Here is a 12,045-nt window from a genome sequence, read left to right as displayed (position 1 = left end):
TGGCAATAATGACACTATCCAAACACGCAATATCCTCCCTCAGCCTGGTTATCGCTCTCTCCGCTGGCATAACACAGAGCCGCGCTGACACCATTTGGTTGACCAATGGCGACCAGCTCACAGGGAAAATCACGCTGCTTGACGGCGGAAAACTCTTTATCAACACCGACTATGCAGGCTCTATTTCTGTTGCCTGGGACAAGGTGAAAACCTTTGAATCCGACCATGGTCTGGTGATTCAAGGCGAACGCTACGAAAAAGGCGTACTGTATCCGACGATCAAAGCAGGCGAAAACCGAGCCATCGTCGCGAACCCGTCGCTGGCTAACGAAGCCGCTGGCCCGCAAACATTGCCGCTTTCCGAAATCACGTCCATCGTCGCGCAGAAGCCGCTGGTGACCGATTTAGCCTGGAAAGGCAACATTGACGCCGGCATGTCGCACAAGAAAAGCTCGACAGAAACCGACAACTACGATGTGACGCTGAACACCAAAGCGCGCCACGATACGTGGCGACACAACCTTGATGCCAGCTACCATTTGGCAAAAGAGGATAAAGTCGAGAGCACCAAGAATGCGGCTGGCGAATATGCACTGGATAAGTTCGTGGATGAGAACTGGTTCTGGCAGGGTCGTTATCAGTACAAACGCGACTGGATTGAAAGCATTAAAATCAACCGCTCTTTCGGTCTCGGTCCCGGTTATCAGTTCTGGGATAACGATTTAGGCGCGTTCTCACTGACGTCGCTGGTCAACTCCCAAACCTTCGTCTACCGCGATCAGGGCGATGATGACTTCTACTCCGGTGCGATTAAGTGGGCGTACAACCGCTACCTGTTCAGCAAATCGGTTGAAGCCTTCACCAACGGTGAATTGGGGCGTTCATTTGACGGCACCGCGCCAATTTATCTAAAAGCGGATGCGGGCCTGCGCTTCAAGCTGACCGACTGGTCTTCTATGAGTATGAAAGTGTCACGTACCCGTATCGAAAATAATCAAGGGAATGTTGACGACACGCTGTACACCATGGGTGTTGGCGTCGGCTGGTAAGTCAGTTGCTTCACATTGTCTCAAGGTGAACGGCGATCTCGTCGTTCACCTCAATGCTCCCGCTCACCGCTGTCACTATTAGCAACTCCCTGCTGCCGCAGAACATGACTGTTGCAGGATTCGCACCCGCTGCGCCAGTTCGCTCACGCTTTCATCTTCCGTTCCGTGATTCTTCAGCTCTTGCTCAAGCGCAAACAGATATTGCGCATTGGTGCCGAGCGGACCGCTCGCGCGCGCAATCAGCGGTGCAACGCTCTGAATGCAGGTATCATTTTCGTTGAGAGGATGTTCCGGTTCGGAAACAAACACCAGCGCCGTCAGCGGTGCGCCGTTCTTACGATGCAGTTCACACCAGAGCGGACGATAGCAGCCCGTCAGCATTTCACGCTTCCACAACAGCTCCAGGTCTTCACGCAATGAGGTTTCCGGCAGACGGAAAGCCAGTCCCGTCGTTTGCCCACCGGGCTTCAGCGCCAGCATCCGCCCCGGTTGCGTTAGTGTGCCGCGGCCGATGGTGAGGCGCAGACAAAAGGCACGCTGCCACCCCGCCAACGTGGCCAGACAGGTTTCTTCGGCATCAAAAACCGGATTCCACATGAGCGAACCATAGCCAAATACCCAGACAGGACAGCTATTTGGCCGGAGCGCCAGCGTCCTATCCAACGAGTCAGCCCGCTGTTGCGGGGTGAGCAGTAAGGTTTCTTCAATACAACCAAAAGACGTTCTACAATCTGCTTTCTGCAAAAAATCGCGTGTTAACACTACTGACTACCCCCAACCTTACTCTTTTGCTGCTCGTCAGACCGGCTCTCGCCCTGCGTGTAAAAACCTAACTGCTTCATCTGCTTAACTTTACAACACTATCAACCCTGAAGTTATTCATTTATGGCTTTGCGATCAAATTTGATACTAGTCACAAAAACTGAAAAAGTTCGTGATAATGTTTCAGTCACACAAGATTCAGCTTTTGTACCCTAAATAATTCGAATTTCATGACAAAACGTTAACGTTTTGAACAGCGCTTGCGCTGATCCCGAAGGGGTGAGGCACACGCAAGTGTGCCGAGTAACGCAGCCAACGCACAGGCAACTTGAAGTATGACGGGTATATCAACTAATCGGCAACTCACCGTCAGACTTGACGTATTCCTGACACAAACCTCATTTTTGTGACGTCAGGAGCCTACCGAAAATCGTACGTTTACCGCTTACACACCAGCGCTCGCAGAATATGGGGTCAGTTTGGATATCGAAACGCGTGGGCTTCAGACAATGCTTAGCCGACATCGGTGTATTTTAATTTTACCTAGACCAGCTTTCCGGTCTGCTGAAAGCGTTCAGCTCGTGATCTTTTGGCTTGTCAGCGACAAAAAACAGGTACATACGCTGAGTAAATACTGAGGTAAACAAACCGATCATGAACGACATCAGAAAATCCTGTACTACAGGCAGGCTAAGAAATTGAGTATCCACGAAACGGCGGATGCCACGGGATATAGTCCATCGCAGGTTTACTGCATCCATTTGTTTTATAGAGAAAAAGGGGCTTTTCTGATAGAAAAAATATTCTAACCTGATAGAAGAAGGTAACAATTAGCCAATTCAAGTGAAAATTATGTTACCTCCTAATTCAATTACTGGCTCCTCATTGGTCAGCAGAACACCGATAGCTGAGAGTAGTTCAAATCCGCAAGAGCAGGATATCTGGTTTGACGCCATCGACCACGTTGAAATAGAAGATAGCTGGTTTGACGCCTGTGGCCGTCATCAGCCTGACCGAAAATCTGCTGGCGAAGCCGCCGATTCCCGAGTCCCGTTCACGGAAGACTGCCTTCGCGGTGTTCAGCAGCTTATCCGTGCCCTAGGGGAATACGGGGAGAGCAAAATGCTGTCTGCCTGCCTTTCGAAAATACTTCCTGGTCTCCCAACCAGTCTCGTTATCGCAGCAGACAGTCTGTATACCGCGATTACCGAGCGAAGAAATATTGATGCCGCAGCACTGCACGCCCTCGGAGTAGCATCATGGTACCTACCTAATAATATTAATATCGTTTCCCGTCTGGCAGCTTTTATCTGGGATACAGTTGCTGACTGGACTAATGAAACTTTCCTGCAACAGTTTCTGGGCAACGGGGAAAATCACACTTCCACTCACCTGTTTACAGCCCTAGCGATTACGGCCATTGTGGCCAAGCGTTGGATGAAAGACGAGGGGCCTCCACAGCGTGCTCCACTGAAAGTTCCGGCCTTTATGGCTAATGTTTTTATTCGCGCTAGCTATTATTGGACTGAGCTGGAAAATATGGCGCATAGTCCTCTGTCCCTCAGAGAAATGTCGGAAAATACCGAACCATCCCGACGCGTTCCCGCTTTTGAAGTCGATACCCTAGTGGAAATGACCGGAGATATATGCGATGTCGCAGCTCCCTGCTCTTCCCCCGCACTACGGCTCACCACATTTTCGTCAAATTCAACGGCCACTCCTGAGGCTTACACCCAGGCGATGATACAGAACAGGCCCGCGCTCAGAAAAAACGCCCCTCTCTCTGTCCCTGAGCAAGCGCATTTTCTGGCTGTGAACAAACTCCGGCAGGAAAGTGGTCTTTCAGACCTATTGTACTGTGCGACTCAGAAAACTGAAACCTGCCAGCACACAAGCGAAAAGGTCGTAACTGCCACTCACTTTAATACGAAATGTGACGGCATTGCTTATCCTGAACCACTCAGGAAAGCGGCTGAGAGCATACATGTACACACCGATATATCAGAAACACAGGGCTTCTCATCAGTAACAAGCCGAGGTGGCGAAGATACGTTACTGCCCTTGGTGGTGACGACAGTCGCTGTACCAGTGGCAACGTCATATATACAGGCCCTGAAAAGTAAAACGACCATTGCAATTGGAATCACTGCGGCTGCGAGCTTGACTGGGGCAGCCATTGGGGGAACACTGTTGTGGGCTAACCGGAAATCAGTAGAAAAAGAAATAAATAAGCGGGGAGCCGAATCTCCTGATACTACAGTCCCGCATGATGTAGAAATAATGTTTCCTTACGATAAAGATAAAACTCACGAGAGCTTTCAGCAGAGAGGTGATTATACTGAAATTATGTCTAAAAGACATATAAGCATCGAAAATGACGGCATTATAAACGAGCTGAATAATTCATTCAGTGGATTAAAAAATTACACAATGAAAAATGAAAAATATAAATCACTAGATGATTATGACTTAATAAGTTGCTTTTTAGCTGTTCAAAACATTGTATTAGCAGGAACAGAAGAATTGAATAAATACCCTAGGCTGGGTAATTTTTCATTGAACAAAGTGACAATAATTATTAATGAGAACATTGAAGATGGAATTAATTTTGACATCTATAATATGGTTACAGCAGAGACTCCCCCAGTAGAATTAGCTCCATTTTTAGAGAAAAGAGGAAATTCACCTGATGAAATGAAATTTTATGATACTTATCATAATTACAAAAAAGCAATTTCCGGATATTCTTCCGGAATGAGGGAAAACATACCTTTAGTTCTATCCCAAATCCGCATAGCTTCGGAGGAGCTATATGCAACATATAAATCAGATGAGTCAAAATTTTCACGAAGAGAAGAACTGAAGCTAGAGTTGCATCATTTAAACAAATTACTTAATAATAGCATCGATATTGAATTTAGACCTTTATGTATAAAATCCATTGCTGTAGAAGGGAGTTATTACCCTCCTTATGAAGAAATTTTTGCTGGACGTTTACTTGAAAGTGTAGTATATGACCTGCAAAATATTCCCAAAATGTATGACGTAACTTATGATGCTGCATACCAGGCACGAAAATCTCTTTTGGCTTACGCTTTATATATTCTCGGGATAAGTTCATTGGAACGTTTTAACAGCTCAAGACTTAACAAAAGAGACAGCCACGGCAACAGACTAATGAATAATCAAGACATATATGAATATCTTATTCATAAAATGATAAAGTTCACATCAATACCTGGAAATAGCATATTGCATGAAGTTGCTCAGCATTTTTGTTATTCTCTAGGCGTGGGGATGGGGTTATCCCCTAATCCGGGAGTGAGTGTAAATATAAATGAAAATAAAGAAAAACCATTAGGGGAATTTACCCTGCGAGATAAAACTCAATCACTCGCGTATTATTTAAAACAAGACATAGAAATAGAGAAAAAAAAACCACAGGAAAAACTTTATAAGCTAGTTAGTAGCTTAGTCTTAATCGAGTTAATTTTAAGCATTTCAAAAATCTCAAGTTCGAGAGTTAGGATTAGACATCTCCCAAGACAAAGCATCATATTTAACACTAATAACAACCTTAATAGAGAATCAAATACTAAAGGAAATGGCGATAAAATAAAAAAGCCAAGAAGAGGAGATTTCAGTAATGAAGAAGATTATAAAGATGCTTTAAACAATTATAGAGAATATTCTAGACAGAGATACAATCATGTAGGAATGACTGAAATTCAGACTCGCACAGAGATAGCAAAAAATAAATTATCGGAGCTTGACAAAATACAAAAAATAGATGTAATTGAAGAAAATCATGGACCATTTAAAGTATGGACTGAGAAAAAAAATAGAGCTAGTACACTAGTATTGAGCTCTCACGGGTGGTATACACCATATGACAATGATCTTTCACTTAATTCAATACCTAAAGGGAAAAAAATTATTTTTTTGGGTCCAGACAAAGAAAAGTTACTTGAAGCTCAAAAAGAATTTGGAAAATCGGCCACCGAATCATTATTTATGCCCGGTAGATATCCAGAAATATATACTCGTATAAGTTCAGATGGTATTGAGACTCTGAATGCAAAACGGGGTGTTACTGATATAGAAAAGGTGAAAAATTATAGAATAAAAAATTATGAGCGAACTCCAGATATAGAATATATTGCTGCGGTAAAAGATAATAGAATTTATTCTAGCCAGGATTTCAAAGTGGATTTCTCAGCAGTCAATGATCTTGCAGGAGAAAAAAAATTAAGCGACATAATTAAATTAACAAAACCAGGTCAGCCTCTAGAAGGTTATAATACTATTACTTTTTATGCATGTCGAGAATATAAGGGCACAGGGGGAATAGGACCAGCACTAGGAGGGGGCCATACAATAAAATTTACAGACACACCTTTATCTGAGCAAAAAAGGAACGTAAGAACTATCCCAGCAAACGTTACGTTTTCTGACTCTGTGAATTTTGACGGTCTTTTTATTACTGACAAATACACTGTAAAAATCGGTAGGTGGTATGGAGATGAGTTGCCTACGCTTAATTATACTGTGGATGTGGCAGGAGTAACACCTTACGAAAAGGAATCATCTTCTGAATAATCACACAAATGGCGGCTACAGATAAAAACCGCTAAGACACTGAAAATAATTAATCTTAATGACAGTTGCTGTTGCATTTTTCCCCGTTAGTCTAGCAGCATATCGATCTGACTGGCGATTATATCTAGAAAAGCAGCCGGACACTGGTTTCAGGTAAGTACCCTCGCCAGAGGCCAGCTAACGTTGAAAAGGTCAAAAACAGCCTTAACGTATAATAACTTTGGATATCCAAACTGCCCCCAATATCGACAGCGGCAAGACAATAACGCCCAAAAACCAAATAATAATAATTATCATCTCATGTTATTATCATCCTTAATTTGGAATCGACTATCCACGGAGACACTGAATGGCAACGCCGCGTCAGCCTGTTTTAGTTCAGGTTAAACAGATCCACGATATTTCCCCTCATTTACGCTGCATTACGTTCCATCACGACGCGCTGCGCGATTATCCCGCCGAGCGATATGGCGCGCACATCAAGCTCTTTCTGCCTCAGACTGGACAGCAAAAGCCTGCTCTGCCCACAATCGGTGAACGCGGCCCAATCTGGCCAGAAGGCGAAGCCCGCCCCATCGTTCGCACCTATAGCGTTCGCGCGGTACGCCCAGAAGATGCAGAGCTGGATATGGTTTTCGCGCTGCATGAACATGCTGGACCTGCCGTCAGTTTTGCCCGCCATGCCCAACCCGGCGATTGGGTTGGTATTTCGCAACCCGGAGGCCCGTTCCCAATGTTGTCACCAGCCGCCGCTTATTATCTGGCCGCCGACCCGTCGTCGCTCCCCGCGCTCATCGCGCTGCTAGAAAATTTACCTGATGACGCATTGGGGCATGCTGTTATCCGTGTCGACAGCGAGGCTGATAAACTTGATATCGCTAGACCAGCGCAGCTTCAGTTGCACTGGATTGTCGGTGGAACAGACGCGACAGACACGCTATTGCAGCATTTCCAGGCACTGCCGACGGCTGAAAATGCATTTTACTGGTTAGCGGGTGAGGATCGTATCGTGGTTCAGCTTCGTCGCCACGTGCGTCGCGAACGTGGGTGTGAGCGAAATCAGTTATATGCGGTACCTTACTGGCGAGAAGGGTTAAATGAAGAGGATTACCATCATAAACGCCACGATATCATGGACAATCCTGATGAATAACCACAAAAAAAACATTTGATATTATCATGATAGGGAGAAGACGTGCAGATTCTCCCTTTTCATTCAAATTTAAGCTCAAAGCGTAAAAATCCGTAAAAAAAAATGCATCACCACGACAATCTGTTATCATATTGTTCGTTTTATTACGTTATAACTACCTTTTAGTAACCTTTTGCTGTTTATTGTTGTTCTACGTCTTTAATAAATGGTTTATGCATTAATAAAGGGGTTCATGACCTCAATAAACTGCCTTATGCCCTAAATAACTCGAGTTGTCAGTGCGCTGACTTGAAGTATGACGGGGATATTTTGCCGTATTATTCCTCTGGATAAGGAGAACTCCCGCAATGAAGTCTCATGCTGAGGTGGTCAAAACGCGCCATCATGAATACTCACTCATTTTTCCTGTTATTGCGCTGGCCGTACTCTATATGTGGGGCAACTCACAAGATTTTGTCGCGATTCTTGGTATCAACGCCCTCGCGCTAGCCGGAATACTTTTCAGTGCGTTTAGCGTGGTACGTCATGCTGACGTACTTGCACATCGATTGGGTGAACCCTACGGTTCACTGATCCTCAGCTTGTCCGTCGTGATTCTTGAAGTCAGCCTGATTTCGGCGCTGATGGCAACCGGTGACGCTGGGCCAGACCTGATGCGTGACACCCTCTATTCCATCATTGTGATTGTCACCGGCGGTCTGGTGGGGTTTGCACTTTTGCTAGGTGGCCGTAAGTTTGCCACACAATATGTAAACCTGAGCGGTATCAAACAATATCTAATGGCGATTTTCCCATTAGCCGTGATTGTGCTGGTTTTCCCCAGCGCCTTGCCTGACGGTAACTTTAGCGTCGGTCAATCACTAATTGTTGCCGCTATTTCCGCGGCGATGTACGGTGTTTTTTTGTTGATCCAAACCCGCACGCACCAAAGCCTGTTTGTCTATGAGCATGAAGACGAAGGCGACGATCCGCACCATGGTAAACCGTCCGCGCACAGTTCACTGTGGCACACTGGCTGGCTTCTGGTTCACCTGATTGCCGTTATCGCGGTGACCAAGATGAACTCAATGCCGCTGGAAACACTGCTGACCGAAATGAACGCGCCGACGCAGTTTACAGGCTTCCTGGTCGCGCTGTTAATCCTCTCTCCTGAAGGCCTGGGAGCAATTCGCGCCGTTCTGAAAAATCAGGTACAGCGCGCAATGAACCTGTTTTTCGGTTCCGTGCTGGCAACGATTTCACTGACGGTTCCTACCGTCACGATCATCGCCATGTTGACTGGCCGCACGCTGAACTTCGGTCTAGATATGCCACACATCGTCGTGATGCTGTCGGTACTGGTGCTGTGCCACATTACATTCTCCACGGGTAGAACTAACGTGTTGAGCGGCAGCGCGCACCTGGCACTCTTTGCAGCCTATTTGATCACCATTACGTTGTAATCCCTCTGCCGACGCGGTTTTCACCGCGTCGGTCTCACCAGGCTTCACTTCTCTTGATGTATATCTGGATCTTCTGGGCGCGTCCGGCGTATCGTAAGGCTGTCGTCGACGGACCGGCAGGCCCGCCATGTTGATTTGCTTCCTTACTTTGGTTTCTGCTTAGATGAAAACGCACGGAATTAACGGCATCAGGCCGTTCAGCGCGCTGATCGATGCGTGCTGGCGCGAAAAATATACGCTGCAACGTTTTACGCACGACATTATCGCTGGCATTACTGTCGGCATCATCGCTATACCACTTGCGATGGCACTGGCAATTGCCAGTGGTGTTCCTCCGCAGTACGGGCTGTATACCTCTGCCATTGCTGGGATCGTCATCGCCATCAGCGGCGGCTCACGCTACAGCGTATCGGGCCCGACGGCTGCCTTCGTCGTCATTTTGTATCCGGTGTCGCAACAGTTCGGATTATCCGGCCTGCTGGTCGCCACCTTGCTGTCGGGCGTATTTCTGCTGCTGATGGGGCTCTGCCGCGTTGGCCGTCTGATTGAATATATTCCGCTCTCCGTGACGCTGGGGTTTACCTCCGGGATCGCTATCACCATCGGTACTATGCAAATCAAGGATTTCTTCGGCTTGCAGATGGCAGTAGTACCCGAGCATTACGTCGAAAAAGTGTCGGCGTTGGCGCAATCGCTGCCGACCCTGCATCTTGCTGATACGCTGATTGGCGCAACAACGCTTTTGGTTCTCATCGTCTGGCCCAAACTCGGTATTCGCTTGCCCGGTCACTTGCCTGCGCTACTGGCAGGCGTCGCGGTAATGGGGATCATGTCGCTGCTTGGTGAAAATGTGGCCACAATCGGTTCCCGGTTCAGCTATATGCTGGCAGACGGTTCGCAGGGGCAAGGGATTCCACCTATCCTGCCGCAGCTCATTCTGCCATGGGATATTCCGTCGCCGGATGGGAAGACGATGACGCTGGACTGGCAAAGCATTTCCGCTCTGCTGCCTGCGGCATTCTCGATGGCGATGCTGGGGGCGATTGAGTCGCTGCTGTGCGCCGTCGTGCTGGACGGGATGACGGGCAAAAAACACAATTCTAATGCAGAACTGATGGGTCAGGGATTCGGTAACATCATCGCACCGTTCTTTGGCGGCATTACTGCAACCGCTGCGATTGCCCGCTCCGCTGCCAACGTGCGTGCAGGAGCAAACTCGCCGATCTCCGCGGTGATTCATGCGTTGCTGGTATTACTGGCGTTGCTGATACTGGCGCCGTGGCTGTCTTATTTGCCGCTGGCAGCAATGGCGTCGCTGTTGCTGATCGTCGCCTGGAATATGAGTGAAGCGCACAAAGTGGTGGATTTGCTACGCCACGGGCCGAAAGACGACATTATCGTAATGCTGCTCTGTATGTCGCTGACCGTGCTGTTCGATATGGTGATCGCGATTACCGTCGGCATCGTGCTGGCATCCCTGCTCTTCATGCGTCGCATCGCACAGATGACCCGCCTGAGCGAGCTACCGGACACAAAAATCCCAGACCATCTGGTGCTGCGCGTTAACGGCCCGCTGTTTTTCGCCGCGGCAGAGCGCATCTTCAACGAACTGACCGTACGTAGCGAAGGCTATCAAAATATCATCTTACAGTGGGATGCCGTGCCGGTACTGGACGCTGGCGGCCTCAATGCGTTCCTGCGTTTTAGCGAAACGCTGCCCGAAGGCAAACAACTCATCATCACCGACATTCCTTTCCAGCCGCTAAAAACGCTGGCAAGGGCGAAGGTTCATCCGATTGAAGGACGACTCAGTTTCTACGGTTCATTAGCACAGGCGATTGAGGCGACGGCGGTGCGTTCAGCGTAACGGAAACAGAATAGAAATAGCATGCAGGCCACGCCGTGCTAATGCTGCACGGCTGGCATGTTGAGTCGGACGGACAGGCGCTCGTCCCGCAGCGTTAAATCCAGCGCTGCATCACATTCGCTGCTAATGGCGTTCAGTTGCTCGTTCGTCAGTGAGTAAGGCAGTTAACCCTGCTGACGAGCCAGCGTAATCAGCCTGATAATATTGATTTCGTCACTCACCTGAGAAGGTCAAATTCGTCGGGAACGAATTTGACCAGCCAACGGCTGGCCTTCGGTGAGAGGCAGGTTTGAACCCAGCTTGCAGCATGGGGCGAAGCACACGCATGTGTGCCGAGTAGTGTAGCCAACGTACATGCAACTTGAAGTATAACGAGTATAGTTGTTAATTCAGGTATATTGTCACGCTTCGCCCCCTTTTGACTAGCGTGTTGAGGAGACCTAATTGTGACAACTTTTTCTTCTGCTCCCGTGTTAATTACCGGCGGCGCACGGCGTATTGGGCTGGCGCTGGCGCGTTCGTTTCTGGCCCAGTCGATTCCGGTCATCATCAGCTATCGCACACCTTATCCTGAGCTGGAGGTGCTACAGCAAGATGGTGCCGTTTGTCTGACCGCCGATTTTTCCACCACGGAAAACATCTATGCGTTTGCGGAGCAAATCCAGTCGCTCACGCCGCAGCTGCGCGCCATTATTCACAATGCCAGCCGCTGGGAGCCCGAAAAATCCGCCACACCGCCAGAAAAAACGCTGGCCGATATGCTGCAAATTCATGTCTATACGCCCTACTTACTCAACCAACTGCTGGAGCCCTGCCTTCGCGGGCAAGGTATCGCTGGCGCGGATATTATTCATCTGACAGATTACGTGGTTGAAAAAGGCAGCGAGAAACACATCGCCTACGCTGCCAGCAAAGCGGCACTGGATAATATGACACGCTCATTTGCCCGCAAACTGGCGCCGGAAGTGAAAGTCAACGCGATCGCCCCCAGTCTAATCCTGTTTAATGAAAAGGATGACGAATCCTATCGTCAGCAGGCGCTGGAAAAGTCATTGATGAAAATTGCCCCCGGTGAAGAAGAAATTGTCCAGTTGGTGGATTACCTGCTCAGCAGCCGCTACATCACGGGGAAAACATTGGGTATTGATGGTGGACGGGCTTTGCGCTAAGGCC

7 protein-coding genes and 2 pseudogenes are annotated in these 12,045 nt (G+C 48.0%); 7 read left to right on the top strand and 2 right to left on the bottom strand.

The window, feature by feature from the left end:
- The first annotated feature begins 8 nt into the window (after window positions 1-8).
- On the top strand, window positions 9-1,049 hold the full coding sequence (locus K7X24_RS02080; RefSeq protein WP_224552597.1) for a DUF481 domain-containing protein: 1,041 nt from the start codon (window positions 9-11) through the stop codon (window positions 1,047-1,049).
- A gap of 78 nt (window positions 1,050-1,127) precedes the next feature.
- On the opposite strand, the gene K7X24_RS02075 is transcribed toward K7X24_RS02080, so the two are convergent.
- Window positions 1,128-1,811, bottom strand: a complete 684-nt coding sequence (locus K7X24_RS02075; protein WP_103860557.1) for a gamma-glutamylcyclotransferase — start codon at window positions 1,809-1,811, stop codon at window positions 1,128-1,130.
- 608 nt (window positions 1,812-2,419) lie between these two features.
- On the opposite strand from K7X24_RS02075, the pseudogene K7X24_RS02070 reads away from it, so the two are divergent.
- From K7X24_RS02070 to dauA, 5 genes and pseudogenes are all read left to right on the top strand, one after another.
- Window positions 2,420-2,620 (top strand): annotated as a pseudogene (locus K7X24_RS02070) (resolvase); the annotation flags it as partial.
- A 43-nt stretch (window positions 2,621-2,663) separates the two neighbouring features.
- The gene (locus K7X24_RS02065) at window positions 2,664-6,410 is read left to right on the top strand and encodes a putative adhesin (RefSeq protein ID WP_224552595.1); all 3,747 of its coding nucleotides are present in this window, start codon (window positions 2,664-2,666) and stop codon (window positions 6,408-6,410) included.
- 349 nt (window positions 6,411-6,759) lie between these two features.
- Window positions 6,760-7,563, top strand: coding sequence for a siderophore-interacting protein (locus K7X24_RS02060; protein WP_224552593.1), 804 nt, complete (start codon window positions 6,760-6,762; stop codon window positions 7,561-7,563).
- Window positions 7,564-7,910: 347 nt separating this feature from the next.
- On the top strand, window positions 7,911-9,005 hold the full coding sequence (gene chaA / locus K7X24_RS02055; RefSeq protein ID WP_224552591.1) for a sodium-potassium/proton antiporter ChaA: 1,095 nt from the start codon (window positions 7,911-7,913) through the stop codon (window positions 9,003-9,005).
- Between the two features lie 163 nt (window positions 9,006-9,168).
- Window positions 9,169-10,872, top strand: coding sequence for a C4-dicarboxylic acid transporter DauA (dauA, locus tag K7X24_RS02050; protein ID WP_224552589.1), 1,704 nt, complete (start codon window positions 9,169-9,171; stop codon window positions 10,870-10,872).
- A gap of 38 nt (window positions 10,873-10,910) precedes the next feature.
- Here the strand turns inward: dauA and K7X24_RS22120 are convergent.
- Window positions 10,911-11,099, bottom strand: a pseudogene (locus K7X24_RS22120) (hypothetical protein); the annotation flags it as partial.
- 219 nt (window positions 11,100-11,318) lie between these two features.
- Between K7X24_RS22120 and folM the strand changes: the two are divergent.
- On the top strand, window positions 11,319-12,041 hold the full coding sequence (gene folM, locus K7X24_RS02045; protein ID WP_224552587.1) for a dihydromonapterin reductase: 723 nt from the start codon (window positions 11,319-11,321) through the stop codon (window positions 12,039-12,041).
- Window positions 12,042-12,045: the final 4 nt, after the last annotated feature.

Source organism: Pectobacterium versatile, assembly GCF_020166435.1.
GTDB lineage: Bacteria > Pseudomonadota > Gammaproteobacteria > Enterobacterales > Enterobacteriaceae > Pectobacterium > Pectobacterium versatile.
The sequence above is the reverse complement of the archived record's forward strand: the minus strand, read 5'-3'. Positions and strand labels throughout refer to the sequence as shown.

Bases quoted from the DNA above. Each gene is read 5' to 3' on its own strand.
- K7X24_RS02080 (WP_224552597.1), top strand. From the start codon at position 9: ATGACACTATCCAAACACGCAATATCCTCCCTCAGCCTGGTTATCGCT.
- K7X24_RS02065 (WP_224552595.1), top strand. From the start codon at position 2,664: ATGTTACCTCCTAATTCAATTACTGGCTCCTCATTGGTCAGCAGAACA.
- K7X24_RS02060 (WP_224552593.1), top strand. From the start codon at position 6,760: ATGGCAACGCCGCGTCAGCCTGTTTTAGTTCAGGTTAAACAGATCCAC.
- chaA (WP_224552591.1), top strand. From the start codon at position 7,911: ATGAAGTCTCATGCTGAGGTGGTCAAAACGCGCCATCATGAATACTCA.
- dauA (WP_224552589.1), top strand. From the start codon at position 9,169: ATGAAAACGCACGGAATTAACGGCATCAGGCCGTTCAGCGCGCTGATC.